The sequence below is a fragment of the Variovorax sp. PAMC28562 genome (assembly GCF_014303735.1).
Lineage (GTDB): Bacteria > Pseudomonadota > Gammaproteobacteria > Burkholderiales > Burkholderiaceae_C > Variovorax.
In genome coordinates, this window is sequence record NZ_CP060296.1 from 2,448,561 (window position 1) to 2,475,245 (window position 26,685).

Sequence of the window (26,685 nt, forward strand, 5' to 3'; positions counted from 1 at the left end):
TACGTCAGTGCATTACGCGGCCAGGGCGCGCGTGACGACCTCGTGTGTGTCTTTGCTGAGGTCGGGCTTGACCGCGACACGGGCGATGGCCTCGCGTGCTGCGCTTCGGTATGGCTCGGCCAGCTTGCTCCAGCGGTCGAGGCCGCGTGCCAGGCGCGCCGCTACCTGCGGGTTGATGGCGTCGAGCTCGATCACGCGGTCGCTCCAGAACACATAGCCGGCCGCATCGGGCCGGTGGAATGCGCCGGGGTTGCCACTGCAATAGCTGAAGATCACGCTGCGCGCGCGGTTCGGGTTCTTGATGGAGAAGTCCGGGTGCTTCATCAATTGCTTGACCAGCGGCAGGATGTCGCCGTTGCGGTCGGGCGCGCCAGCCTGGAGCGAGAACCACTTGTCGATGACCAGCGCCTCGTCCTTGAAGATCGCATGAAAACGCGCCAGCGCCTGAGCCGCCAGCGCATGGCCCGACGACACCAGTGCGTTGAGTGCGTTGAAGCGATCGGTCATGTTGCCGGCGTCCTTGAAGCGCTGCAGCGTTTTACCCGGCCACACGGTGTCGTTCGACTCGCGCGCAGCGATGCAGAGGTACGTCAACGCCATGCCAGCCAGCGCGCGTCGGCCCGACGATGTCGGATCAGGGCTGTAGGCGCCGGTGTCCTGGTTCTCTTCGTAGATACGCTGCCAGTCGGAGAAGAGGGCGGTCGCCAATTGCACGCGCATGGCTTCGCGCACGGCATGCACCCGCTGCGGATCGACCACTTCCAGCTGCTCTGAGATGTAGGTTTCTGATGGAAGCGCGAGCACCAGTTCCTTGAAAGCAGCGTCGAGATTCGGGTCGCGCAGCACGCCGCGCATCGCGTCGACATACGCTTCGTTCAGAGCCGGACCGGTGGCGTTGGCATCGCCGGTGATTGCCTGGATGGCCGAGCGCAAACCGAGGCGCTGGCCGGCTTCCCAGCGATTGAACGGATCGACGTCGTTAGCCAGCAAGGTGAGCAACTGCGTGTCGCTGTAGTCGAAGTCCAGAATCACCGGCGCGCTGAAGCCGCGCAGGATCGACGGCACGGGTTCGGCGTCGAGGTTGATGAAAGTGATCTGCTCGCGCTCTTGCGTCAGCACCAGCATGCGCGTGCCGTGTACCGCTTCGCTTTCGCCTTCGAGTTGCAACGGCAGCTCATGCCCGTCGGCGCTCAGCAAGCCGAGGTTGACCGGAATCACGAACGCCTCTTTGACGGGCTGGCCCGGCGTCGACGCGCAGCTCTGCGCGAAGCTCAATGTGTAGCTGCGCTGGGCCGCGTCGTAGTTGCCTTGTGCCGCGAGGCGCGGCGTACCAGCCTGCGCGTACCAGCGCTTGAACTGCGGCAGCAGGCGTGCAAGGTCGGAATCGGGGTTGGCATCGGCAATCGCCTGCGCAAAATCGTCGCAGGTCACGGCCTGGCCGTCGAAGCGCTCGAAGTAGAGCGTGATGCCGCGTTCGAAGCCTTTGCGGCCCACCAGCGTCTGCATCATGCGAACGACTTCGGCACCTTTTTCGTAGATGGTGACGGTGTAGAAGTTGCTGATCTCGATGTAGCTGTCGGGCCGCACCGGGTGCGCCATCGGGCCGGCATCTTCGGGGAACTGCGCGGTGCGCAACACGCGCACGTCTTCGATGCGCTTGACCGCGCGGGCCGATGCGTCGGCGCACAGGTCCTGGCTGAATTCCTGGTCGCGGAAGACGGTAAGGCCTTCTTTCAGCGACAGCTGGAACCAGTCGCGGCAGGTCACGCGGTCGCCCGACCAGTTATGAAAGTACTCGTGGCCGACCACGCTTTCGATGTTGCTGTAGTCGGCGTCGGTAGCCGTCGCCTGATTGGCCAGAACGTACTTCGTGTTGAAGATGTTCAGGCCCTTGTTTTCCATCGCACCCATGTTGAAGTCGCTTGTCGCAACGATCATGAAACGGTCGAGGTCGAGCGGCAGGCCGAAGCGCGCTTCGTCCCACAGCACGGAGTTGACCAGCGAGTTCATCGCGTGCTCGGTCTTGTCGAGATCGCCGGCACGCACATAGACCTGCAGCAGATGCTCCTTGCCGTTGCGCGCGGTGATGCGCTGCTCGCGTGCCACCAGCTTGCCGGCAACCAGCGCGAACAGATAGGCCGGCTTCTTGAACGGGTCGACCCACTTGGCGAAGTGGCGTCCCTCGTTGCCCGGCCCTTCCAGATCGCCGTGTTCGACCAGGTTGCCGTTCGACAGCAGCACCGGGTAGGCGTACTTGCTGGCGCGCAGCGTGACGGTGTAGCTGGCCATCACGTCGGGTCGATCGAGGAAGTACGTGATGCGGCGAAAGCCCTCGGCCTCGCACTGCGTGAAGAAGGTGTCCTCGCTCACGAACAGGCCCATCAGCTTGGTGTTCTTGATGGGGCAGCAGGTCGTGAAGATCTCGAGCTCGAAAGCATCGGGCAGGGCGTCGATGACCAGCTGGTCGCCTTCGATGCGGAACGATGCGCCGTGGTTGTCGACCAGCACGCGTGCCAGGTTCAGTTCGTCGCCGTCCAGGCGCAGGGGCTGCACCGGCACTGCTGGATTGCGGCGCATGCGCATGCGGTTGAGCACGCGGGTTTTGTTCGGGTCGAGGTCGAAGGTCAGTTCGACCGTGTCGATCCAGTAGGCGGGCGCGACATAGTCTTCGCGGCGAATGGCGACCGGTTGGCCTTGTGCATCACGCAACAGCATCGAGAGTCTCCAGAAAATTTGAATGGGCGAGTTCGTCGTAGTCGTGCACGGCGGCGATGACGTGCGGGCCGGCGAGCTCTGCAGGCGTGTGCGTGCTGCAGACGGCAACGGCGCGCATGCCGCCACGCCGTGCGGCTTCGATGCCGAAAGGCGCATCTTCGAAAACGATGCAGCGCGCAGGTGCCACGCCGATGCGGCGCGCAGCTTCTAGAAAGATCTCGGGGGTCGGCTTGCCGGCAAAGCCTTCGTCGCCACCGACGATGGCCAGCGGCAGCGGGTCCATCCTGAGCCGCGACATCGCGAACTCGATGTTGTGTTTGTCGCCGGCTGTGCCGACGGCGATCTTCAGCCCGCGTGCCACAGCGGCCTTGGCGAAAGCGCCGAAGCCTCCTACCTCGCGGAACTCCGCCGCGAAGAGCTCGCGGTAGATCAGCTCTTTCTCGTGCGTGATTTCCGCGCTCTCAACCTCGGTCACCTCGCGCTGCATCAGCTCGCGCGCGCATTCGACGGCGGTGCGGCCGGTGGTGCGGCGCATCAGGTCCGGCACGTCGATCGTCATCTTGCGGCGGCGCGCGTACTCGACCCATGCCTTGGCATGCCAGGGCATCGAGTCGATCATGGTGCCGTCCATGTCGAAGATGAGCGCTTCGACGGGGCCTGTCCAGAGCGTATCGGCCGCCATCAGACGCCTTGCTTCAACGACGCTTCGATGAAGACATCGAGATCGCCGTCGAGCACCTTCTGCGTGGCCGACACTTCGACGTTGGTGCGCAGGTCCTTGATGCGGCTGTTGTCCAGCACGTAGCTGCGAATCTGGTGACCCCAGCCGACGTCGGTCTTGGTGTCTTCGAGCTTCTGCTGGGCTTCCTGCTGCTTTCGCAACTCGAAGTCGTACAGGCGCGAGCGCAGCCGCTTCCAGGCCACGTCGCGGTTGCTGTGCTGGCTTCGGCCGTCCTGGCACTGCACCACGATGCCGGTCGGGATGTGCGTGAGCCGCACCGCCGAGTCGGTCTTGTTGATGTGCTGCCCGCCCGCGCCGCTGGCCCGGAAGGTGTCGACCCGCACGTCCGACGGGTTGATGTCGATCTCGATCGAATCGTCCACTTCGGGGTACACGAAGATGCTGGCGAAGCTGGTGTGGCGGCCGCCCGACGAGTCGAAAGGCGACTTGCGCACGAGGCGATGCACGCCGGTTTCGGTGCGCAGCAAACCGAAGGCGTAGTCGCCCTCGACCTTGATGGTCGCGCCCTTGATACCGGCGGTGTCGCCCGGCGTTTCGTCTTCGATCTGCGTCTTGAAACCCTTGCGCTCGGCGTACTTCAAATACTGGCGCAGCAGCATGCTGGCCCAGTCGCAGGCTTCGGTGCCGCCGGCGCCGGCCTGGATGTCGACGAAGCAATTGAGCGGGTCGGCCGGGTTGTTGAACATCCGGCGGAATTCGAGCTGCTTGATGTCGGCTTCCAGCTTGGCGGCGTCATCGGAGATGGCTTGCAGGCCATCCATGTCGCCGTCTTCCTTCGACATGTCGAAAAGCTCGGTGTTGTCGGACAGCCCGCTGGTGAGCTTGTCTAGCGTGACGACCACGTCGTCGAGCGCCTTTTTCTCGCGGCCCAGCTCCTGGGCTTTCTTGGGGTCATTCCAGACCTTGGGATCTTCGAGCGATGCGTTGACCGTCCTCAGACGTTCGGCTTTGGCATCGTAGTCAAAGATACCTCCGTAAATCGACCGTGCGCACGCTCAGGTCGGCAAGGCTGGCGCTGATTTGGTTGATTTGCTCTGCATCCATGGGGTGTCCTGACGGTGTTCGGGGAAACCGGGTATTTTCTCACGGCTTCATGAAACGGCGGCGGCCACCTCCAGAGGCAGAGTGACCCGAAAGACCGCACCGGCGCCGGGTTTGCTTTCGACGCTGATTTCGCCACCGTGGGCCCGCACGATCTGACGTGTGATGTAGAGCCCCAGGCCGAGACCAGCGGCGTGCTTTTTGCTGTCGGCGGTGCGTTCGAATTGTTCGAAGATGCGCTCCTGATCCGCCGTTGCAATGCCCATGCCGCCGTCACGCACCGTCATGAAAGCCTGCGGCGCTGCAGCCGCGAAACCGGCGCTGGCGGCATCGACACCGACCCCCACCCGCACCGGTTTGCCGCCGCCGTAGCGCAGCGCGTTGGTCAGGAGGTTGGTCAGCACCTGTTCGACGCGGAACTCGTCCCATATGCCTTGCACCGGCCCGGCGGCGTGCAGCGTGATGGTCGAGCCCGCAGCCTCGGCCTGCTGCCCCAGGCTATCGACCACGCGCGCGGCCATCGCCGCCAGATCGAAGGGCCTGGGCTGGATCGACAGGGCGCCGCTGCGCAGCCGCGTGACGTCGAGCATGTCGTCGATCAACCGCACCATGTTCTGGATCTGCCGCTGGTCGCGCTCGATCATGGCCGGCAGCTTGGCGGGCTCGAAAGGCGCCAGATTGCCTTTGGTGAGATGCAGCTTGCGCACCTGCGTTTCGAGATACAGCGTGTTGAGCGGCGTGCGCAGTTCGTGCGACACCATCGACATGAAGTCGTCGCGCATGCGTACCGCGCGCTGCAGTTCGCACTGGGCAGTCTGTAGCTGCTGCACCAGTTGCTCCGTTTGATGATGGGCCGCTGCCAGCGCGTCCATCTCGTGCTTCAGTGCCTTGCGGTGACGGTGCAGGTCGACGAAGACGTTGACCTTGCTGATGACCACGTGACCATCGAGCGGCTTCTGCAAGAAGTCGACCGCGCCACTTTCGTAGCCCTTGAAAGCGTAGTTGAGTTCGCTGCCCGCGGCACTGACGAAGATGATCGGGATGTGCCGCGTGCGCTCCGTGCCACGCATCATCTCGGCCAGCTCGAAGCCATTCATGCCGGGCATCTGCACATCGAGGATGGCGAGCGCGAACTCGTGCTCGAGCATCAGCGCCAGCGCCGCATCGGCAGAGGTCGCCTGGTACACGGTTCGCAGAGGACCACGAACGAGCGCGTCGAGCGCCATCAGGTTTTCCGGAAGGTCGTCGACGATCAGCAGTTTGCTTTCGACGTCAGTGAGCATGAGGCGAATCCAAGGGGTCCAGTCGACGAAGTAGCGAGCTCAATCCGAGCAACGGCAGCACGGCATCCGGCGTGTGGCGGGCCAGCGCGGCCAGCGGCATGGTCGGCACATGCGCTTCAAGCGGATCTTGCACCGCGGTGAAACCGCCGAGAGAATGAATGTGCGCCATGCCGCGCGCGCCGTCTTCGTTGGCGCCGGTGAGCAGCAGCCCGGCCAGGGCACTTTGGTAGGCGTCGGCGGCCGAACTCATCAGCACATCGATCGACGGGCGGGAGAAAAGTACCGGGGGTTCGCAGCTCAAGGAAAAACAGCGATCCCGCTCGATCGACAGGTGGTAGCCCGGCGGCGCGAAGTGCAGTGTTCCGGGGGCGAGCGGACGCTTGTCTTCGGCCTCGCAGACCGGAATCGAAAGACGCGGCGCAAAGACTTCGGCCAGACGGCTTTCGCGTCCTTCGGGCAAGTGCAACACCGTGACGATCGGCAGCCGCCATGTCTGCGGCAGACCGACAAGCAGGTTGAGCAGCGCGTCGATGCCGCCCGCCGAGGCGCCGATCACCACGGCATCGATCCGTCGTGTCGTCATGAGGCTTTCCGGAACAGGCGCTCGGCCCGCACCAGCGGATCGAAGCGCGTCGCATAGCCGGAGAAATCGATGCTCTCCTTCGAACCCAGGCCGAGAAAGCCGCGATGGCACAGCGATTCGTGAAAGAGACCGAGCGCGCGGTCTTGCAGTTGGCGATTGAAGTAGATCAACACGTTGCGGCACGACACCAGCTGGGTCTCTGCGAACACGCTGTCGGTGGCCAGGCTGTGGTCGGCAAAGATGACGTTGGCGCACAGCGACGGGTCGAACCTGGCGGCATCGTAGGCGGCGACGTAGTAGTCGGAGAACGCTCGCGTGCCGCCGGCGCGTTGGTAGTTGAGCGTGTACTTTTGCAGCGTGTCGAGCGCGAAGATGCCCTGCCGCGCCTTGTCGAGAGAGGCCGAGTTGATGTCGGTCGCATAGATCCGGCTGCGGTCGAGCAGGCCCTCTTCACGGAGCAGGATGGCGAGCGAATACACCTCTTCGCCGGTGCTGCACCCGGCGACCCACACCTTGATGGAAGGGTAGGTGTGCAGCACCGGAACCACCTGCCGCCGCAGTGCCAGGAAGTAGCTCGGGTCGCGAAACATTTCGCTGACCGGAATGGTGAGGTACTGCAGCAGCCGCGTGAACGTGGTGGGCTCGCGCAGCACCTGCTCCTGCAACGCGGAAACCGAGGACAAGCCCAGCTGCGTCAGCGCATAGGTCACGCGACGCTTTTGCGAGGCGCCGGTGTAGTCGCGAAAGTCATAGCTGTACTTGAGGTAGATGGCCTCCATCAGCAGGCGCAGGTCGATCTCGTCGTTGCCCGGTGGCACGAGCGCGGGAGGAGGGTGGGCGGAAGCCGGGGGCAGCGAGGTCATAGCCGTTCCATCTTGGGCATCCACACGCGCAGCAGCGAGAAGAGCCGATCGAGGTCGACGGGCTTTGCTAGGTAGTCGTTTGCACCTGCAGCCAGGCATTGTTCCTGGTCGTCTTTCATCGCCTTGGCCGTGACGGCGATCACCGGCAGATTGTCGAAACGCTTGTCCTGGCGGATCCGCCGTGTGGCCTCGAGGCCGTCCATCTCCGGCATCATCACGTCCATCAGCACGAGGTCGATGTCGGGCACGCTGTCGAGCTTGGCGAGCGCTTCGAGGCCGTTGCGTCCGATCTCCACGATGGCGCCGCGTTGCTCCAGTGCGCTGGTCAGGGCGAAGATGTTTCGCACGTCGTCATCGACCAGCAGGATGCGGCGGCCTTCGAAAACGCGGTCGCGGCCGCGGGCGGTCTTGAGCATCGTTTGCCTTTCGCTCGACAGCTCCGATTCCACCTTGTGCAGGAACAACGTGACTTCGTCGAGCAGCCGCTCCGGCGAGCGCGCACCCTTGATGATGATGGAGCGCGAGTAGCGCAGCAGCTCGGCTTCTTCGTCGCGCGTGAGGTTGCGCCCGGTGTAGACGATGACCGGCGGAAACGACGAGATCTCCTCGGTCGCCATGCGCTTGAGCAACTCGCTGCCTTGCATGTCGGGCAAGCGCAGGTCGGTGATCATGCAGTCGAACACGCGGTTGCGCAGCAGCTTCATCGCCTCTTCGCCGGACGCGACCGCAGTGATCGCCACGTCGTCGTCGCCGATGAGCTTCATTACGCTTTCGCGCTGCAGTGCGTCGTCTTCCACCAGCAGCACCTGCTTGACCTTTTGCGACAGCTTGTCTTCGATCTTCTTGAACACCTGCTTGAGCTGGTCGCGCGAAGTGGGCTTCAACGCGTAGCCGATTGCGCCCATGTGCAGCGCGGCTTCCGACTGGTCTTGCGCCGACACCACGTGGACCGGGATGTGCCGCGTCTGCGGGTCGTCCTTGAGGTGTTGCAGTACGCCGAGGCCGCTGCTGTCGGGCAGTCGCATGTCGAGCAGGATGGCGTCGGGCACGAACTGAGTCGCGAGGGCGAAGCCATCGGCCGCGCCGTGCGCCACCAGGCAGCTGTAGCCGAGCTCGTGCGCCAAGTCGTAGAGGATGTGCGCGAACTGCGGCTCGTCTTCGATCACGAGCACGCGGCGTGCCTTGTCACGCGGCAAGGCGCGATCGTCTGCGAAGGTGGGCAGTACGGGGCGGGGTGGCGCAGCGAGGCCGGGAGTGAGCGGCGTCGACATCGCCCGCGCCGTGGACTTGGCTGCCCGCGTACGTGAGGGTGAAGGTGAGGACGAAGGTGAAGGTGAAGGTGCGGAGGCAAGCACCTGCCCGGCGCCCGAATGCGCGCTACGCACCGGCAATTCCGCCGGCTCCGACGGCAATGCGGCGGGCAACCTCAGCGTGAACGTGCTTCCCTGACCCGGTTCGCTCTCCACTTCCAGCGTGCCACCCAGCAAATGCGTCAGGTCACGCGAAATCGACAGGCCCAAGCCGGTGCCGCCATAGCGCCGGCTGGTGGTGCCGTCTGCCTGGCGAAAAGCTTCGAAGACCACCTCCTGCTGATCGGCCTGGATGCCGATGCCCGAGTCGCTCACGGAGAACGCCACGCCACCGTCGGGTGCGGCCGAAACACCGAGCACCACCTCGCCGCGTTCGGTGAACTTGAGCGCGTTCGACAACAGGTTCTTGAGGATCTGCTCGAGCCGCTGGCGGTCGGTGTTGAGGCTCGTCGGCGCGCCTGGCTGCAGGTCGAGCCGGAAGCCCAGACTTTTCTGCTTGGCGAGCGGCGTGAAGGTCATCGCGAGGCTGTCGGTCAGGCGGGACACCGGCACGTCTTCGGCCACCAGTTCCATCTTGCCGGCCTCGACCTTGGCGATGTCCAGGATGTCGTTGATCAACAGCAGCAGGTCGTTGCCCGAGGCGTAGATCGACTCGGCGAACTTGACCTGCTCGGCTGTCAGGTTGCCCGTCGGGTTGTCGCCCAGCAGCTTGGCGAGGATGAGCGCGCTGTTGAGCGGCGTGCGCAGCTCGTGCGACATGTTGGCCAGAAATTCCGACTTGTAGCGGCTGGCGCGCTGCAGTTCTTCGGCGCGTTCGTTGAGGTCGCGCTGCACGCGGCGCAGAGCCAGATTGCGCTGGTCCAGAGCCTCGGTGCGTTCCGACAACTGGCTGTTGGTTTGCTCCAGCTCGGCCTGCTGGTTTTCAAGCGTGGCCTGCGATTGGCGCAGCACGCGCGATTGCTCTTCCAGTTCTTCGTTGGCAGTGCGCAACTCTTCCTGCTGGACTTGCAGCTCCTCGTTGAGTTGCTGCGTTTCGGCCAGCACGTCTTGCAGCTGCTCGCGATAGCGCGCGGCGGCCACGGCGCTGCCAAGCGTGCCCGACACCGAATCGAGCAGCGCAGATGCACGCGCGTCGGGCTTGGTCATCAGGCCCAGCTCGAGCACGCCGTTGACGAACCCATCGTTGGCAATCGGTACCAACAGCGCGGCGCGCGGCGACATGGCGCCCAGGCCGGTATTCACCTTGAGGTAGTCGGCCGTTACGGGTTCGACCAGCATCGTGCGGCGCTCGGTGGCAACCTCTCCGAGCAGGCTTTCAGTCGACGAGAAGGTTTGCGAGCTGGCCTCGGCCTCGGCCGAAAAACCGTAGCTCGAGGCACGGCGAAGCTTGCCGTTCGGCTCGCGCACATAGAGCGCACCGACGGTGCTGCCGAGCTGTCGCGCAAAGAACGAGAGCGCCTTTCGACCGAGCTCCTGCGCGCTGAGCTGGCCGACAATTTCGGCCGCAAATTCTGTCTGCGAACTGCGCAGCCAGGCCTGCTGTTGCAGCACCTCGGCGTGCGCGGTTTGCTCGTCGAGCGCGGCGCCGTAGTTAGCTGACAGCTCGCTGAGCTGACGGCGTCCGAAGTACGCCAGGAAGCCGGTGAAGATCAGGCTGAACAGCACATACGCCACCACCACCGCGATGCTGGTGCGGTGCGATTCGTTGTTGCGTTGAAACCGCAGTGCCTGCTCTGTGGCGATAAAGGCGCCGTACTCGGCGCGCATGGCATCGCTCAGTGACTTGCCACGGCCGGCCGTCACGACCGTGCGGTAGTCCTGGCCGGCGCGCCGCAACGCGATCAGTTCGGATGCGTAGGCGTCCCAGCTCCTTTGTGTGGCCGCTATGCGGTCGACGCGCGACACCTGCTGCGCGTTGTCGGAGACCAGCAGCCGCAGTGCGGCCAACTCGGGGCCGATGCGTGATTGGGCGGCGTCGTAGGGTTGGAGAAAACTTGGCTCTCCGGTGATGAGGAAGCCCCGCATGCCCGATTCGAGATCGACGGTGAGGCGCTGCGCCTCGGTCGCGCTCCGGGTGACCTGGTCGGTGTGCTCGACCCAGCCGATCACCGACAAAAGATAGAGGATCAAGGCCACGAACATGACCGTGCCGGCCAGCCCGGCGGCAAGGGGCAGCTTGACGTTGCGACTCAGCGCGCGCTGAAAGGATTGCTGATCGATCGCGCGGGAGCTTTTCATGGGAGATGGGTCGGAGGGCGGGGTGGGCAAAGCCGTAGCAGTCTGCCCGACCAAGGCGTCTGGCGCTGTCGGAAAAAGCCGCGCGTTCGCGGCTGCGCTCACGCGGTGCGAGGGAAGCGCGCGGACTGGCCCAGGCGGCTGTCAGCCTGCAAGAAAATCCTGGATCAACTCGGCCACGCGTTCCGGCCGATCGTGATGCAGCATGTGACCGGCATCCTCGATGCGCGCAACCCGTGCGTCTTTGACCGACTTCAAGCGCGCGTGGTATTCATCCAATGAATAGCGGCCCTTCCACCATTTGCTCAGGCTGTCGTCAGCCGCTTCGACCGCCAGCAGCGGTGCGGTGATGCAGGCGTACAAGGCCAGCACCTCGTCGACCCGAAAGATGTGCGCGTTGATGATCTTGTGCGCCGCATCGCCCAGGATTTCCCAGCGCTCGTTGCCATCGGCGTTGAGGCTGGTGCCGGCCCAGTGACTCGCCAGCCAGTCCGCTTTGTCCTGGGTCAACTTCGGGTTGGTCTTCATCAGGCGGCGCGCCACGCCGTCGGCGGCCGGGTAGGCGGCCAGCGCCATTTCGCCGCGGTGCAGGCGCTTGAGTTCATCGATCCATTTGCCATAGCGCTGCGGCGCTTCGCTCGGCGCCAGGCCGGGCATGCCGAAGCCCTCGAGGTTGACGAGCCGGCGGATGCGCTGCGGCCGCACGCCGGCGTAGTGCATCGCGACGTTGCCGCCCATGCTGTGCCCGACCAGGTCGACCGCCACACTCTCCGGGGCCCCTGCCTGACCCACGTAATGGTCGAGCAGCCAGTCCAGATCGGCCAGGTAATCTGGCATCCAGTAGTTGTCGACGCCGCCACCTTCGGTCAGGCCGAAACCGCGCCAGTCGGGTGCGATAACGAAGCGCTCCTCGGCCAGCGCATCGACCACGAACTGCCATGAAGCGCCGACGTCCATCCAGCCGTGCAGCAGCACCAGCGGAGGCCGCGTGGCCGATGGCTCGCCCCAGAGCCGCACGTGGTAATCGAGGTTTCGCACGGGCACGAATTCGCTGCGGGAGACGCGGAGGGCTTGGTACATGCCCTCGATGATATGCAGGCACCGGGCGCTGCGCTGTCGCACACGAGCCCCAATGCGGGCCTGCACGCGACAGCGCTGGCGGCGGTAGCATTCCGGCCATGAAAAACATCCCATTCGAAAAAGTCAGGCTGGGCCAGAGCGATCTGCGCGTCACGCCGATTTGCCTCGGCACCATGACCTTCGGTGAGCAGGTCGACGAGCCCACTTCGCATGCCGTGCTGAGCCGTTCGCTCGAACGTGGCATCGATTTCATCGATACCGCCGAAATGTATTCGGTGCCGACGCGGCAAGAGACCTACAGCGTGACCGAAAGCATCATCGGTCGCTGGTTTGCTGCCAACCCCGGCGCGCGGCAAAAGCTGACGCTGGCGACCAAGGTGGCCGGCCCGTCGCGCGGCATGCCGTGGGTGCGCGAAGGCACCGGCATGGCGGCGGCCGACATCGTGGCGTCGTGCAATGCCAGCCTGAAGCGCATGCAGACCGACGTGATCGATCTCTATCAAATCCACTGGCCCGAGCGCAACACGCCGTTGTTCGGACAGATCTATTTCGACCCGACCAAGGAGCGTACGCAGACTTCGATTCACGAGCAGCTCGAAGCGCTTGGCGGTCTCGTGAAGGAGGGCAAGGTCCGCTACATCGGTCTGTCGAACGAGACGCCGTACGGCGTGCACGAATTTGTCCGTCTCGCCGAGCAGCATTCGCTGCCGCGCATCGCGACGGTGCAGAACGTGTACAGCCTGATCAGCCGCGCACTGGAGAACGGGCTGGACGAAACCATGCATCGGCTGGACGTGTCGTTGCTGGCCTATTCGCCGCTGGCTTTCGGCCTGTTGACCGGCAAGTACGACGAGAGCGGCACTGAAGGCCCCGATGCACCCAAGGGGCGCATCTCGGGCTACGAGTCCGTACGCAAGCAACGCTGGGGGCGCCCAGATGCATTGCGCGCCTCGCGTGCCTACAACCGCCTCGCACGCGACAACGGCATGACGCCGACGCAGCTGGCGCTCGCCTTCTGCTACACCAAATGGCAGGTTGCCAGCACCATCATCGGCGTGACGACGGTGGCGCAACTCGAAGAAGACCTGGATGCGTGGGGCACCACGTTGTCGCCCGAGGTGCTGGCCGAGATCGACAAGATTCGCTGGGATATTCGCGACCCGGCGATGTGATTCATCATCGACGGCGGTCGGCGACGGGCTCTGGTGGGCATCACTCACAAGGCGTGCATCGACTTGCTCGCTGCCCCACCGGTGCAATGCGCGCTGGCAGAATGAGCGACCTTTTTTGTCGAGGCCGGAGCCTGCGTTGAGTTCATATCTGCCATTCCCTGCCGCCGCCATCATTGCCATCGTCGCGGCCTACCTGATCGGCTCGCTGTCGTTCGCGGTGATCGTGAGCAAGGCCTTTGGCATGGCGGACCCGCGCAGTTATGGCAGCGGCAATCCGGGCGCCACCAACGTGCTGCGCTCGGGTAACAAAACGGCGGCGCTGGTGACCTTGCTGCTGGACGCAGCGAAGGGCTGGTTACCGGTTTTTTTGATCCGGCACTTCGGCGCGGAATGGGGCGTAGGTCCGGGCGTCGAAGGCATCGCCGCGGTGGCCGGGCTCGCAGCGTTTCTCGGCCATTTGTATCCGGTGTTCTTCTCGTTCAAGGGCGGCAAGGGTGTTGCCACAGCGATCGGTGTGATCGTCGGCATCGCGCCTTTGTTGGGGCTCGCGACGTGCGCGACCTGGATCGTCATCGCGCTGTTTTTTCGGTACTCATCGCTGGCCTCGCTGGCGGTTGCGTTCTTCGCACCGTCCTACTACCTGATCGGCGGCAACATCGCCTGGCCCTTGCATCGCACCGTACTGGTCGCGCTCATCCTCATGAGCTTGCTGCTGTTCTGGCGGCACCGTGAAAATATCCGTCGGCTCGCTGCCGGCACCGAGTCGAAGCTCGGCTCCAAAAAGAAAGTCTGACCATGCCCGAAATCACCCGCTTCCACGTCGGCCCACGCTTGTCCGAGACCGCCGTGCACAACGGCACCGTGTACCTCGCGGGCCAGGTGCCGGACGACACCACGCTGGACATGCGTGGCCAGACCGCTGAAGTGCTCGGCATGGTTGAGCGATTGCTTGCGGAAGCGGGCAGCGACAAGTCGCGCATCCTGATGGCCCAAATTTTCTTGAATGACATTGCAGACATCACGGTGATGAACGAGATCTGGGACGCATGGATTCCGGCAGGCCACACGCCGCCGCGCGCCACGGTGCAGGCCAAGATGGCGAATGCGGCCTACAAGATCGAGATCGTCGTCACCGCCGCGCAGCTCTGAGCGCGCGCCTTCGCAGGCGCTTCAGCATCGCCTCAGAAGCGTTTCTCCAGCACCATCTGATCGGCGTCGCGCCGCATCGAGAAGCGGTTGATGAAGCTGTTGCCGAGCAGGATGAATGGCATCGACTGCTCAGACACGATGGCGTCGACGTCGTACACCTCGACATCCCCGACTCGCACGGAATTGAGTCGCAGCCGGTAACCCGCCGTCACACCGTTGGCCGTGCTGACGCGCACTGGCGTGCCCTTGCTGTAGTCGAGCCCGATGCGCGTGGCATCGGCGGCCGACATCGCAACCGTGGTGGCGCCGGTGTCCAGCATGAAGTTGACCGTGCGACCGTTGATGGTGCCCTGCGACATGAAGTGGCCGCGGCTGTCGGCCGGCAGCACGATGCGGTTGCCGCCGCCGCTCGGGCCGCCGCCACCGATGCTGGCGGGCGTGTCCATTCGCAAGGCAATGCGCTTGCCGCCGGACTCGACTGTGGCCTGTTCGGCCTGCAGCGCGACCAGCTTCACGCCTTGGAAGGTCTCACCGACGGCAACAGTCTTGGGTGCGCCTCCGTTGACGATCAGGATGGCTCGGCTGCCTATGGTGCCGGTGAGCATCACCGAGGTTTCGGCCTGCGCGAGCACGGAAGCACTCGCGAGCATCAACGCCGCTGCGAACCGCAGGCCGAACACGTCAATCCCTGAAGTTGTTGAACGACAGCGGCATGTCGGGCACGTCCTTCTTGATGAGTGCCATGGCCGCCTGCAGATCGTCGCGCTTGGCGCCGGTCACGCGCACCGCATCGCCCTGAATGGCGGAGGTGACTTTCATCTTGCTGTCTTTCAACAGGCGCGTGATCTTCTTGGCCTGCTCGCTCTCGATGCCGCTCTTGACCTTGATGACCTGCTTGACCTTGTCGCCGCCGATCTTCTGCACGTCGCCCTTGTCGAGAAAGCGCACGTCGACGCTGCGCTTGGTGAGCTTGGCGCGGAGGATGTCTTCGACCTGCACGAGCTGGAATTCAGCGTCGCCGATCATGGTGATTTCCTTGTCCTTGAGCTCGACCGCAGCGGCCGTGCCCTTGAAGTCGAAGCGGGTGCCGATTTCTTTGGCGGTGTTCTCGACGGCGTTTTTGACCTCGGGCAAGTTGGGTTCGCAGACGGTGTCGAAAGACGGCATGGACATTCCTGATTCTGGGGGACTGAGTGCGACAATTCTCCCATGATCGTGGAGTCGAACGTCCCCCTGCAGCCTTACAACAGCTTTGGCATCGTCGCGCGCGCGCAGCATCTGGCGCGCATCACCGGCGAGGCGGATGTGCAGGCACTGCGCGACGATGCCGAGTGGCGCGATGCGCCGCGCTTCGTGCTCGGTGGCGGCAGCAACATCGTGCTCACCGGCGACGTCAAGCAGCTGGTGCTGAAGGTCGAGATCAAGGGTTTGCGGCTGGTCGAAGAAACGCCGCGCGCGTGGATCGTCGAGGCGGGCGCTGGCGAAAACTGGCACGACGTGGTCCGCTGGACCGTGGAAAATGGCTTTCCGGGGTTGGAGAACCTGGCGCTCATTCCCGGCACGGTCGGCGGTGCGCCGGTGCAGAACATCGGCGCCTATGGCGTCGAGCTGCAAGACCGCTTCGAATCGCTCGATGCGATCGACATAGACACCGGCCGCACCTTCACGCTCGATGCCGCGCAGTGCGCTTTCGGCTATCGCGATTCGGTATTCAAGCACGTGCCGGCCGGCCCCAACGACTTCGGGTTGGCGGGCCGTGCACTGATCACCCGCGTGCGCTTTCGCTTGCCACGGCCGTGGAAGCCGGTGCTCGGCTACGTCGATCTTGAAAAGAAGATGGCCGAGGCAGCCAACATCGAGCCGACCGCCATGCAAATCTTCGACTGGATCGTCGCGATCCGCCGTGCCAAGTTGCCCGACTGGCGGGTGCTCGGCAATGCCGGCAGCTTCTTCAAGAACCCGACAGTCACGCCCGAGCAGTGCGCCGACATCATCGCGCGCGATCCCAAGATCGTGCACTACCCGATGGACGACGGCAGCATCAAGCTGGCGGCCGGCTGGCTCATCGACGCCTGCGGCTGGAAGGGCAAATCGGTTGGCAACGCCGGCGTGTACGAGCGCCAGGCGCTGGTGCTGGTGAACCGCGGCGGCAATGCCGACCCGGTGACGGGCGGTGAGGTGATGACGTTGGCCAAGGCCATACAGACCAGCGTGTACGAGCGTTTCGGTATCCGGCTGGAGCCCGAGCCGGTCGTGGTCTGAGCATGCGTGCAGAGCGACCAGGGCGCGTCGCATCGACGCTCGTTCCCAAGGCGGTCGTCGACCTGCTGCACCCGAATTTTCGGCACCGCATCACTGGCTTGATGTGGGCGCGCCGCGGCTTGTGGGTGATCGCGGTGCTGTCGCTTTTTGTGCTGAATCGTCAATTCGGCACGCTCATCGCCGTGGTCATGTTGTGCCTGCTGCTGGCACAGGCGCTCAAGGCGCGGGAAACCAGCTTGCGCCGCCAGTTCGTGCGTGAAGCGGAGTTGCCGCGGTTCCTGGTGGGCAAGCTCATCCAGGCTTATCCATCGATGGGCCAAAGGGATGCCGAGCTGGTGCTGCGCGGCCTGCGCCAGTTCTTCATGGCGCACCTGCGCAGCGACAGAAAGTTCGTCGCGATGCCATCGAAGCTGGTCGATGCGGCGTGGCACGAGTTCATCCTGCACACGCAGGGCTACCAGCGCTGGTGCGAGGCGGCGTTCGGCGGCATGCTGCATCACAGTCCGGCCGAAGTGCTGGGTCGCGACGCGCGCCGCAACGACGGGCTGCGCCGCAGCTGGTACTGGGCCTGCAAGGAAGAGAGCATCGACCCGCGCAAGCCGAGCCGGTTACCGCTGCTCTTCGCGCTCGACGCCAAGTACGGCGTGGCCGGCGGCTTCACCTACGTGCCCGACTGCAAGGCGACGGCACGCCATGACGGTTCGACTACTCAATGCGGTAGCGACTTCAGCAGCTCCGACAGCGGCTCGGGTGATGCCGGTGGCTTCGGCGGCAGCGAGTCGACGAGCAGTGGCAGCGGCGATGGCGGCTCGTCGAGCGACGGAGGCTCGTCCGGAGACAGCGGATCGGGCTGCGGCGGCGGGTGCGGTGGAGGCGGCGGCGACTGACCCGTCGCAGCCTTCAAGCCCTCTGCCGGCGGCTCAGCCGAAGTGGCAGATGTAGCTGTACGGCTCGCCGATCACGCGGATCTGGAACGACGCATTGCCGGGCACGCTGAATTTTTCGCCGGCGCCCGATTTCTTCCACTCGGTCGTGCCGGCCAGCTGGTATTCGCAAGTGCCGCTCACCCCCTCCATGATCTCCGGCGCGCCGGTGCTGAAGGTGAGGGTCGACGGCAGGATTACGCCGATCGACTTCTTGGTGCCGTCGGCTTGGGTGAAGCCGTGGCTCACGCATTTGCCGTCGAAGTAGACGTTGGCCTTGGTGGTGACGGTCACGTCTGCGAAGGTTTCAGTGGTCATTGCGAACTCGCTTTTCAGGGGCCGCGATTTTAGTTGCCGCAGCGCCTGAAGATTCACATCACCCCATGAAGCCGAGATTGCGCGTGCTGTAGTTCTTCAGGTTGGGAAGCACAGAAATCTGGTCGCTCGGCGACACGCCGAACCAGTTGGCTAGAGTGGCTCCGAACTGGTCGACGCCGGTGGTCGGCACCAGCCGACCTTGCCCCACGTCGTCGGGCCCGTCGTTGGCCAGCGTGGGCGCGGCGCCGATAAACGACTTGCCCTTAACGGCATCGCCCATGACGAACTGCACGCCGCCCCAGCCGTGGTCGGAGCCGCTCGAATTGCTGTTGAGCGTGCGGCCGAAGTCCGACGCGGTGAACGTCGTGACTTGCTGCGAGACACCCAGGTCTTTGGTCGCCTGGTAGAAGGCCGACATGGCGTTGGCCACACCCGCGAGCAGCAAGGCGTGCGTGCCACCGGCACCGCCCAGGCCATCGTGGTTGTCGAAGCCCCCCATCGAGACGAAGAACACCTGCCGCTTGGCGCCGAGCGTGCTGCTGACGGAAATCATTTTGGCGACGAGCTTCAACTGATCGGCCAGCGAGTTGCCTGCGGGAAAAGTCGTCGCGACATTGGCACCGGCGAGTGCGCTGCTGAGCTCGTCGTTCGCGGTGAGCGCGCGACGTGACACCGCGGCGTAGCTGTTCTCCAGCAACTGGGTACGCGTGTTCATCATCAAGCCGTTGAGCGCGGTCGAGCAAGCGGCTGATCCGAACATCGCCGACTTGATGCCAGCGACCGCGACTGGTCCGCTCGAAGCCACCTGGTATTGCGACATCTGGTTGCCCGACAGGTACACCGCGTTGCCAGCCACCGACACGCAGGTGAAGGTCGCGTTGCCGTTGCCGCCGGCCAGCAGGTCGCCCATGCGCCCGCCCCAACCCGACGATGCACCCTCGGGCGCCGAGGCCTGCCAGTACGAGGATTGATCGTTGTGCGAGAAGAGCTTGGGTGGCAGCGGAACCGAGCGCGCGTTGTACTGCGCCTTGGTCGTCGGCTGCACCAGCGTGCCTACGTTGAGCGCGATCGAAAGGGCACCTGTGTTGAAGATCGGCAGCAGCGGTGCGAGCGTCGGCGCCAGTGCGTACTGGCGGCCGTTTGGCAAGGCGATGGCAGGTGCGAGTACGGTCGACGCCAGCAGGTCGCGGCCGATCGCGATGTTGCTGCGCAGGCTGTTGTACATGTTGTAAGTGGGCTGGTCATAGGCGACCAGTGTGTTGGCGTAGTCGTTGCCGCCATACAGAAAAATGCAGACGAGTGCCTTGTAGTCGCCGGCCGTGGCGGCTGCCGCCTCGCCCATGGCAGCCAGGCTGAGCGCCCATGGCGTGGCCGACGCCGCAATCGACAGCGCGCCGGTGCGACGCAAAAATTCACGGCGCGATGCGTTGTCGGGCTGGACGCCAGGGAAGTGAGCCGACGAAGGAGGGCGGCCGGATCGAAAAGAAGAATCTGTCATGCGGCGCGTTATTTCTGGACGATGTATTCGGGGGATGCCAGCACGAGCGTGAGGGCGGCATAGACGCGGTTCAGCTTGCCGGTGTCGTTGTCGGCCGAGATCGTGTCGACGGCAGCCTTGAGCGTGGCCAGCGTGGCAGCAGACAGCTCGCCGCCCGCTAGCACCAGGTTGATTTCGTCGAGCAACGCCCCTGAATTGGCGGCAATGGCGGTCAGCGTGCCGTAGTTGGGTTTGAGGTCAGTGAGGATCTGGCCGGAGACCGCGCGCTGCATGAAATTGACGTAGCCCGACACCGTCGACTCGTTGGTGATTTGGAACTCCGGCCCGTTGAGGTTGTATTTGCCGAGGTCGCTGTTGGTCGGCACGTAGCCTGGCCTGAAAAAGTTGAAGACGGATGGGGAATGCATCGGGCTCTGGCCGAGGCCGTCGGCCGCGCTCGACAGGTCGCCGATGTTCCACGCTCCGCTCGCCGAAGTTGCGGCCCAGCCGCGCGCCCAATTCAGGAATCGCACGACCGGCTCGCGCAGCTTGCCGAACGCGATCGTCGTACTGATGAACGGATTGCGTGCCTCGTCGTCCAGGAGGATCTGACGAATCACCGCCTTCATGTCGCCGCGAACGCCGCTGCCGTTGTTGATGAAGGCATTGGCGACGCGGTTCACATAGGCCGGGCTCGGGTTGCTCGTGACCAGACGCTGAATGAGCTGGCGGCAGACAAAAGGCGGCATGTTCGGGTGATTGAAAAGCGTGTCGAGCGCGCGGTTCAGGCTGTCGAGGGCGCCAGCCAGCGTCTTGGGGCCCGCCGGGATCGTCGTTCCAAGGAATGTCTTCGCGCCTTCCTCAAAAAGCGAGTTCACCTGCACCATCGGCCGGGTGAAGGCCACCGGTGTTTCCGTCCCGCTGCTGGTGTCGTTGAACCAGCCGGTGAACACACGGGCCAGCCCGCTGACGTCGGCCTGCGAATAGGTTTCGACCGGAGCGCCGTTGACCAGCACTTGCGTGCCGTCGTTGTTGAGCTTGTACAAACCTATGGTGAACAGCTGCATGATTTCACGCGCGTAGTTCTCGTCGGGTTCACTTCCTGTCGCCGGGTCGCCCAACTGGTTCCCTACATAGGTCAGATACGTGCCCATGGCCGCGCTGCGCGACACGTCGTACAACAGGGTGCGGTAGTTGCCGAACGCGTTGCCCTCCAGCACGTCCAGAAAGTAGCCCACCGAAAACTGTGGGTAGTAGGCGTTGAGGCCGTCGATGGACACGACGAATATCTCGCACAGCGCCAGAGTGATGCGTTGCCGCAGCAGGTCGGGACTCGAGATGAACTTGCGCCATACCGTGTTGTCGAGGCCGTCCGCGTGTCCGAGATAGGCGGTTGACCCGTAGCCTTGGGACGAGAGCCAGTCGACGTTAGTCTGGCTGCGGGGCAGGGCGAACTGTGCATCGATCCAGGCCGAATAGCTCATCGCCTGCATCGCGGTGATCTGCGCCTTGGTGGCGCCCGGCGAGGCCTGCGAGAGGAAACGCGCCGCATCTTTGTTATTTGCGGGTGTGGTGTACGTGGTGGTCGCCGCACCTGCGACGATCGGCGAGTCGGGAATCGTGACACCCATGGTGGGTTGCGCGGCATCCGCGGTTTTCGTTGTAGTGCTGGGGGCGGCCAGGCCGGCAAAGCTGCCGCCGCCACCTCCACCCCCGCCGCCGCCCCCGCAAGCCGTCAACAACGCAGCAGCGCCCGCAGAAAGGGCGGCAATCGCGGCAATATCCTTGATTTCATCGATGGGCGAAGCCGGAGGAGCCGGCGTAACGGTCCCCTGATGAATTGACTGACTGGGCCCACTCTTTGCCTCGAACGGCGCCTCGAGGCATTGAAGTTCTCTCATGTATTCGTCAACTTTTTGGTGAAAAACAAGCGGATTTTAAGAACCGTTATGCGTTTCTAATCCAAAACTGTGTAACGCGCAGTGTTTTTTCCTACACCTTTCTTGGTGAGTGTCCTACAGAAAACGCGAGAGACGTTACCTTCTGAAACCTCAACGCCAACCCCCGCGATGCCATCCCCCGCCGCCGCCCCAGCCTCGTGAATAGCCGAGGTTGAGCGAAAGGCCGATCGGTGATGCGTAGTACGGCTGTGGGTATGCGTAGCCGGGCTGTACGTACATCGGGGCAGGATAAGTAGCGGCATAACCGGGTTGCACGTAAACCGGAGCCGGGTAGGCGGTCTGATACACGGGAGCGCCGCCACTGCCGGACACAACGACGCCTGGCTCCGGCGTCACGTTTTGCCAGGCAGCAGGATCACTTGCGCGCTGACCGCTTTCCGCCGGTTCGATTTGCGATGACAGCACCGGGCTGGTCGTTACCCCCATCGCGCTGATCTGAATCGGCATCGTGCGGCCGGGCGCCATGTCGGTACGCGTCGTGTAGCGGCGGCCAGCGTACTCGTACGTGACGTTGTAGCCGCCGTCTGCGAGTTGGGTGCTGGAAACCACACGCGCCTGCTCGATGTGCGATGCCGGCTGCGCATGCACAAGCGGTGCGCCCGAGCCGAGCGCCGCCAACAGGGTGAGAACTGCGATGTTGCGAGTTGAGATAACCATTTTTTTACTCCTGATGGCGAGGGCCTTCCCCGCGTTGAACTTGTTGGATGCGATTGTCGGCGTCAGGTTCAGTGCCCGCCGGTCGGCCACGTTCGCCTTTACCTGACGTTATTGAATCTACTTGGGCAGTTGCGATGCTTCTTGCTGCCATTGCCCAGCGTCGAACCCCACGGTGGTGGCGCCGTTCGTGCCTTCCCATGCGACTACCGGCCGCTTGATCAGGCTGGGATTCGCAAGCAGTACCGCCTTGGCCGACGCCGCATCGACCACCAAAGCGCGAGCCGCGTCGTCCAGCCGTCGCCAGGTGGTGCCGCGACGGTTGACCAGCGTTTCCCATCCTGGATCGTCGAGCCACTGGTCCAGCAGCACTTCAGGCACGCCGTCCTTCTTGAAATCGTGAAAGCGGCAGGCAAGGCCTTTGTCGGCCAGCCAGGCTCTGGCGCGTTTGACGGTGTCGCAATTGGGGATGCCGAAGAGGGTGATCATTTGCTGCGAATGATGCCGCTCCGGCGCGTCGGCGACAATCCATGGCTCCATGGAAACCCTCGCCGATTGGCTCGCACACGCCGAGCGCCTGCACGCAAAGAACATCGATCTTGGCCTGGACCGCGTGCGCCGCGTCGCCGCGCGCATGGGTCTGAAGTTCGATTGCCCCGTCATCACCGTCGCCGGCACCAATGGCAAGGGCTCGACCTGCGCCATGCTCGAATCGATCCTGACGCACGCCGGCTATCGCACCGCGGTTTACACGTCACCGCATCTCGTGCATTTCGAGGAGCGATTGCGGCTGGCGGGCGAGCAGGTCGAAGCCGCCAAACTGTTGCCGCATTTCGCCGCAGTCGAAACGGCGCGGGAAGAAATCAGCCTCACATACTTTGAGCTCACCACGCTGGCGCTGATGCGGTGTGCCGCAGCTGAAAAGCCGGATATCGTCATCCTCGAGGTCGGTCTCGGCGGTCGTCTCGATGCGGTCAACATCATCGACGCCGACTGTTCGGTCATCACCAGCATCGATCTCGATCACATGGATTTCCTGGGTTCCGATCGGGAGAGCATCGGTTTCGAAAAGGCCGGCATCCTGCGCACCGGAAAGCCGGCCGTCGTGAGCGATCCGATGCCGCCGCAGAGCGTGATCGATCACGCCGAAGCGATCGGCGCCGACCTTTGGTTATTCGGCCGCGACTTCAATGTCTCTGGCGATCCTCAACAGTGGGGCTGGTCGGGTCGCGGCCGCCGCTACAGCGGCATGGCATACCCGGCCCTGCGCGGCGCCAACCAGTTGATCAATGCGGCAGGCGCTCTCGCCGCACTCGAAGCGGTGCGGCCCTTGTTGCCGATCACGGCGCAGGCCGTGCGAACCGGCCTCGCGATGGTCGACTTGCCGGGCCGCTTTCAGATCGTGCCGGGCCAGCCCTCGCTGGTACTCGATGTGGCGCACAACCCGCATGCCGTCGCGGCGCTGGCCGAGAACCTCGACGCGATGGGTTTCTTTCCGACCACGCATGCCGTTTTCGGCGTAATGGTGGACAAAGACCTGGCAGCGATGTTCGCGCGCATCGGGCCGCTGATCGACCGCTGGTACTTCACGGACCTACCGACACCTCGCGCCGCCAAAGCAGTCGACATGATGGCACTCTGGCAAGCACAAAACACCCGTACCGACGTCGCGGCCACGGTGCATGCGGCACCGCTCGAAGCGCTCCAGGCGGCCATCGATCGCGCGGACCCCGCTGATAGAATCGTGGTCTTCGGATCGTTCTTCACAGTGGGCGGCGTGCTGGTGAACGGAACACCTCGTCTGCAAGCCAAACACCTGTTGTCAAGCGCCCGATCGGCCTAAGCCGACAGTGCAGTCCGCGGCGCATTTTTCTTTTCTTTCGCTGCACACATCAGGGACCGACTTTCATGGCGTTTTTCAAGTTCCGCAACCGCGGTTCTCAAGGCAACGAAGGGCGCAGCGCCAGCGTCGCGTCACCGCCGGCCGAGAGCGTCGAAGCCATGCGCCGCCGGGCCCGGCATCGCTTGCTCGGCGCCGCGGTGCTGGTGCTGGTCGGTGTCATCGGTTTTCCGCTGCTATTCGACACGCAACCGCGGCCGGTTTCGGTAGATATTCCCATTGAAATTCCCGATCGCAACAAGGTCAAACCACTGACCGTGCCGACCACCCCGGCGCCTACGTCCGCTGCGCCGGACGGGGACGGCGGCAAAGGAAGTGCCAGCACACGCATCGCTGCCGCATCGTCATCGAGCGCCATGATCACAGAGGCCGCCGATGGCAACGAGATTTCGGCGAGCAAACCGGTGACGACTACGCCAGCTCCCAAGCCTGAGTCCAAGCCTGATTCCAAGCCCGAGGTGAAGGCCGAAGCCAAGCCCGAGCCGAAGCCAGAACCAAAGCCCGAGCACAAGCCGGAAGTCAAGCCCAAGCCTGAAGTGAAAGCTGAAGCCAAGTCGAAGCCTGAACCGAAGCCAGAGGCCAAAGCAGAGCCAAAACCCAAGCCGACGGAAGTGAAGGCGGCCTCCAGCGAGGACGGCGCCCGCGCCCGCGCCTTGCTCGAAGGCAAGGTGGCCAGCAGCGCCACTGCCACGACGGCCACCGCCGCTGCGACTTCCAAGTCGCCCGCGGCTTCCGACGAGACGGGCCGTTTCGTGGTCCAGGTCGGCGCCTTTGCAGATGCGTCCAAGGCACGCGAAGTTCGGCAAAAGCTCGAAAGCGCCGGTCTGAAAACTTATACCCATGTGGCCAAGACAGCCGACGGCGAACGCACGCGTGTGCGCATCGGCCCCTTCGCCACGCGCGCCGATGCCGATCGCGCAGCAAGCCGCGTCAAGAGCCTGTCGTTGGCGGCTTCGGTGCTCACGCTGTAATCGCCCACGCTGCAGTGGCCTTGCTCGACTGGATCGGTATTGCAGTGCTCGTGGTGTCGGTGTTGCTCGGCTTGATGCGCGGGCTGGTGTTCGAGGTGATTTCGCTGGCGGGCTGGATTGCCGCCTTCTTGTGCGCGCAGTGGTTTGCCGGGCCGGTGGCGGACTGGTTGCCGATTGGTGAGGCCGGTGCCGTGTGGCGCTACCCGGTCGCCTTCGTGCTGGTGTTCATCGCGGTCGCTTTTGCTGTGGGGCTGGTGGCTTCATTGACGCGCCGGATGATCACCGCGGTGGGGTTGCGACCGGTGGACCGCACACTCGGCGCCGCTTTCGGTCTGGTGCGTGGCGCCGTCGCGTTGATGGTGGTGGCGGTGGTGGTTCATTTGTTGGCGTTGAGCGGCGGAGCCTTGTGGAAGGAGTCGCGCGGCGCCATTGTTCTTGATACGGCCTTGCAGGGCGTGAAGCCCGTTTTGCCGGAAAAGTTGGCCAGTTACCTTCCTTGAGAGGATTGTCTCCATGTGCGGAATCGTCGGCGTTGTCAGCAACGCTCCTGTGAATCAATTGCTCTACGACGCCTTGCTGCTGCTGCAGCATCGCGGTCAGGACGCAGCCGGCATCGTGACCTTGCTGGAGCGCAAGTTCTTCATGCACAAGGCCAAGGGCATGGTGAAAGACGTGTTTCGCACGCGCAACATGCGGGCCCTGCCCGGCAACATCGGCTTGGGCCAAGTGCGTTACCCGACCGCCGGCAACGCCTACAGCGAAGAAGAAGCGCAGCCGTTCTACGTGAACGCGCCCTTCGGCATCGTGCTCGTGCACAACGGCAATCTGACCAACGCGCATGCGCTGCGGGCTGAACTTTTCTCGACCGATCACCGCCACACCAACACCGAGAGCGACTCTGAAGTGCTGCTCAACGTGCTCGCGCACGAACTCGAGCGCGCGACGCGCGGCGTGCCATTGCACTCCGAAGAAGTCTTCGCTTCCGTCACCAGCATGCAAAAACGCCTACGCGGTTCGTATGCCGTGGTGTCGATGATCTCCGGACACGGCCTGCTGGCGTTCCGCGATCCGTACGGCATCCGCCCGTTGTGCATGGGACGCAACGCCGATGGCGTGATCATGGTGGCGAGCGAGTCGGTCGCGCTCGAAGGTTCGGGCTTCAAGTTCGAGCGCGACATCGCACCGGGCGAGGCGGTGTTCATCGATCTGCAGGGCCAAGTGCATTCGCGCCAGTGTGCCGAGGCGGCGACCCTCAAGCCGTGTATTTTCGAGTTCGTCTACCTGGCGCGGCCCGATTCGACACTCGATGGCATTTCGGTCTACCAGGCGCGCCTGAACCTGGGCGAAGCGCTGGCCAAGCGCGTGGTGTCGACGGTGCCGCCGAGCCAGATCGACGTGATCATCCCGATCCCGGAATCGAGCCGGCCGAGCGCCACGCAGCTGGCGCATCTGCTCGGCATTCCGTACCGCGAAGGCTTCGTCAAGAACCGCTACGTCGGTCGCACTTTCATCATGCCGGGGCAGGGCATCCGCAAGAAATCGGTCCGGCAAAAGCTCAACGTGATCGCCAGCGAATTCAAAGGGCGCAATGTGCTGCTGGTCGATGACTCGATCGTGCGCGGCACGACGAGTCGAGAGATCGTGCAGATGGCGCGCGACGCCGGCGCACGCAAGGTCTATCTGGCCAGCGCGGCACCGCCAGTGCGCTACCCCAACGTGTACGGCATCGACATGCCGACCAAGGACGAACTCGTCGCACACGACCGCACTATCGAAGAGATCCGCGAACTCATCGGCTGCGATGCGTTGATCTATCAGGACGTGGATGCCATGAAGCGAGCCATCGGTTCGCTCAATCCCAAGCTCGACGGCTTCGATGCCTCGTGTTTCGACGGTGTGTACGTCACCGGCGACATCGACACCGAGTCGATCAACCGCATGAACGGCAGCCGACCGCGGATGGAGGAGACGGAAGAAGACTCCTCGCGGCTCGCGTTACCGAATTTCTCTGAATAGTGCTCCGAATAACCTGCGAAGAAGCGAAAG

General features: G+C 63.9%; 24 protein-coding genes. 9 read left to right on the forward strand and 15 right to left on the reverse strand.

Annotated features, from left to right (window positions below):
* Window positions 1–12: 12 nt before the first annotated feature.
* The 8 genes from pepN to H7F36_RS11600 form a co-directional block, all read right to left on the reverse strand.
* Entirely contained in the window at window positions 13–2,715 is a 2,703-nt protein-coding gene (gene pepN / locus H7F36_RS11565; RefSeq protein ID WP_187050972.1) for an aminopeptidase N, read from the reverse strand.
* Window positions 2,702–3,397 carry an HAD family hydrolase gene (locus H7F36_RS11570; RefSeq protein ID WP_187050973.1) on the reverse strand — a complete coding sequence of 232 codons (696 nt, stop codon included), beginning with the start codon at window positions 3,395–3,397 and terminating at the stop codon, window positions 2,702–2,704. The genes pepN and H7F36_RS11570 overlap by 14 nt, the downstream gene beginning before the upstream one ends.
* A protein-coding gene (gene prfB / locus H7F36_RS11575) for a peptide chain release factor 2 (protein WP_187050974.1) occupies window positions 3,397–4,501 on the reverse strand; the annotation gives its coding sequence in 2 pieces (ribosomal slippage) (window positions 3,397–4,419 and window positions 4,421–4,501; 1,104 coding nt in all). The genes H7F36_RS11570 and prfB overlap by 1 nt, the downstream gene beginning before the upstream one ends.
* A gap of 47 nt (window positions 4,502–4,548) precedes the next feature.
* Window positions 4,549–5,781, reverse strand: a complete 1,233-nt coding sequence (locus tag H7F36_RS11580) for a hybrid sensor histidine kinase/response regulator (protein ID WP_187050975.1) — start codon at window positions 5,779–5,781, stop codon at window positions 4,549–4,551.
* Window positions 5,771–6,364: a chemotaxis protein CheB gene (locus H7F36_RS11585; protein WP_187050976.1), complete on the reverse strand. Its 594-nt coding sequence runs from the start codon at window positions 6,362–6,364 to the stop codon at window positions 5,771–5,773. The genes H7F36_RS11580 and H7F36_RS11585 overlap by 11 nt, the downstream gene beginning before the upstream one ends.
* A complete protein-coding gene (locus H7F36_RS11590) occupies window positions 6,361–7,227 on the reverse strand; it encodes a CheR family methyltransferase (RefSeq protein ID WP_187050977.1) in 867 nt (288 codons plus the stop codon). Before H7F36_RS11590 ends, H7F36_RS11585 begins: the two co-directional genes overlap by 4 nt.
* On the reverse strand, window positions 7,224–10,775 hold the full coding sequence (locus H7F36_RS11595; RefSeq protein WP_187050978.1) for a response regulator: 3,552 nt from the start codon (window positions 10,773–10,775) through the stop codon (window positions 7,224–7,226). Before H7F36_RS11595 ends, H7F36_RS11590 begins: the two co-directional genes overlap by 4 nt.
* A 141-nt stretch (window positions 10,776–10,916) precedes the next feature.
* Window positions 10,917–11,852 (reverse strand): alpha/beta fold hydrolase, encoded by a 936-nt coding sequence (locus tag H7F36_RS11600; RefSeq protein ID WP_187050979.1) that lies wholly within the window; start codon window positions 11,850–11,852, stop codon window positions 10,917–10,919.
* A 98-nt stretch (window positions 11,853–11,950) separates the two neighbouring features.
* Here H7F36_RS11600 and H7F36_RS11605 point away from each other — a divergent pair, with 98 nt between their 5' ends.
* The 3 genes from H7F36_RS11605 to H7F36_RS11615 all read left to right on the forward strand — a co-directional run bounded on the left by H7F36_RS11605 (window position 11,951) and on the right by H7F36_RS11615 (window position 14,173).
* Window positions 11,951–13,024, forward strand: a complete 1,074-nt coding sequence (locus H7F36_RS11605) for an aldo/keto reductase (RefSeq protein WP_187050980.1) — start codon at window positions 11,951–11,953, stop codon at window positions 13,022–13,024.
* A gap of 136 nt (window positions 13,025–13,160) precedes the next feature.
* A complete protein-coding gene (gene plsY / locus H7F36_RS11610) occupies window positions 13,161–13,817 on the forward strand; it encodes a glycerol-3-phosphate 1-O-acyltransferase PlsY (protein ID WP_261802245.1) in 657 nt (218 codons plus the stop codon).
* A gap of 2 nt (window positions 13,818–13,819) precedes the next feature.
* Complete coding sequence (locus tag H7F36_RS11615) at window positions 13,820–14,173, forward strand: RidA family protein (RefSeq protein ID WP_187050981.1); 354 nt, start codon at window positions 13,820–13,822, stop codon at window positions 14,171–14,173.
* Between the two features lie 32 nt (window positions 14,174–14,205).
* Here the strand turns inward: H7F36_RS11615 and H7F36_RS11620 are convergent, their stop codons facing one another.
* Entirely contained in the window at window positions 14,206–14,823 is a 618-nt protein-coding gene (locus H7F36_RS11620) for a TIGR02281 family clan AA aspartic protease (RefSeq protein ID WP_187054930.1), read from the reverse strand.
* 31 nt (window positions 14,824–14,854) lie between these two features.
* Complete coding sequence (locus tag H7F36_RS11625) at window positions 14,855–15,340, reverse strand: YajQ family cyclic di-GMP-binding protein (protein ID WP_187054931.1); 486 nt, start codon at window positions 15,338–15,340, stop codon at window positions 14,855–14,857.
* 42 nt (window positions 15,341–15,382) lie between these two features.
* Between H7F36_RS11625 and murB the strand changes: the two genes are divergently transcribed.
* The gene (murB, locus tag H7F36_RS11630; protein ID WP_187050982.1) at window positions 15,383–16,435 is read left to right on the forward strand and encodes a UDP-N-acetylmuramate dehydrogenase; all 1,053 of its coding nucleotides are present in this window, start codon (window positions 15,383–15,385) and stop codon (window positions 16,433–16,435) included.
* 2 nt (window positions 16,436–16,437) lie between these two features.
* Complete coding sequence (locus tag H7F36_RS11635; protein WP_187050983.1) at window positions 16,438–17,322, forward strand: glycine-rich domain-containing protein; 885 nt, start codon at window positions 16,438–16,440, stop codon at window positions 17,320–17,322.
* Window positions 17,323–17,355: 33 nt separating this feature from the next.
* Here the strand turns inward: H7F36_RS11635 and H7F36_RS11640 are convergent, their stop codons facing one another.
* The 5 genes from H7F36_RS11640 to H7F36_RS11660 all read right to left on the reverse strand — a co-directional run bounded on the left by H7F36_RS11640 (window position 17,356) and on the right by H7F36_RS11660 (window position 22,257).
* Window positions 17,356–17,676, reverse strand: coding sequence for a pyrimidine/purine nucleoside phosphorylase (locus H7F36_RS11640; RefSeq protein ID WP_187050984.1), 321 nt, complete (start codon window positions 17,674–17,676; stop codon window positions 17,356–17,358).
* Window positions 17,677–17,734: 58 nt separating this feature from the next.
* Window positions 17,735–19,174, reverse strand: coding sequence for a DUF1501 domain-containing protein (locus H7F36_RS11645; protein WP_187050985.1), 1,440 nt, complete (start codon window positions 19,172–19,174; stop codon window positions 17,735–17,737).
* Window positions 19,175–19,182: 8 nt separating this feature from the next.
* Window positions 19,183–21,054, reverse strand: coding sequence for a DUF1800 family protein (locus H7F36_RS11650; RefSeq protein WP_222620376.1), 1,872 nt, complete (start codon window positions 21,052–21,054; stop codon window positions 19,183–19,185).
* 150 nt (window positions 21,055–21,204) lie between these two features.
* Window positions 21,205–21,771 (reverse strand): hypothetical protein, encoded by a 567-nt coding sequence (locus H7F36_RS11655; protein ID WP_187050986.1) that lies wholly within the window; start codon window positions 21,769–21,771, stop codon window positions 21,205–21,207.
* Between the two features lie 117 nt (window positions 21,772–21,888).
* On the reverse strand, window positions 21,889–22,257 hold the full coding sequence (locus H7F36_RS11660) for an ArsC family reductase (RefSeq protein WP_187054934.1): 369 nt from the start codon (window positions 22,255–22,257) through the stop codon (window positions 21,889–21,891).
* A 49-nt stretch (window positions 22,258–22,306) separates the two neighbouring features.
* On the opposite strand from H7F36_RS11660, the gene folC reads away from it, so the two are divergent.
* The 4 genes from folC to purF all read left to right on the forward strand — a co-directional run bounded on the left by folC (window position 22,307) and on the right by purF (window position 26,655).
* The gene (folC, locus tag H7F36_RS11665) at window positions 22,307–23,611 is read left to right on the forward strand and encodes a bifunctional tetrahydrofolate synthase/dihydrofolate synthase (RefSeq protein ID WP_410003019.1); all 1,305 of its coding nucleotides are present in this window, start codon (window positions 22,307–22,309) and stop codon (window positions 23,609–23,611) included.
* Between the two features lie 65 nt (window positions 23,612–23,676).
* The gene (locus H7F36_RS11670) at window positions 23,677–24,639 is read left to right on the forward strand and encodes an SPOR domain-containing protein (RefSeq protein WP_187050987.1); all 963 of its coding nucleotides are present in this window, start codon (window positions 23,677–23,679) and stop codon (window positions 24,637–24,639) included.
* Window positions 24,640–24,653: 14 nt separating this feature from the next.
* Window positions 24,654–25,139, forward strand: a complete 486-nt coding sequence (locus H7F36_RS11675) for a CvpA family protein (RefSeq protein ID WP_187050988.1) — start codon at window positions 24,654–24,656, stop codon at window positions 25,137–25,139.
* A gap of 13 nt (window positions 25,140–25,152) precedes the next feature.
* Complete coding sequence (purF, locus tag H7F36_RS11680) at window positions 25,153–26,655, forward strand: amidophosphoribosyltransferase (protein WP_187050989.1); 1,503 nt, start codon at window positions 25,153–25,155, stop codon at window positions 26,653–26,655.
* Window positions 26,656–26,685: the final 30 nt, after the last annotated feature.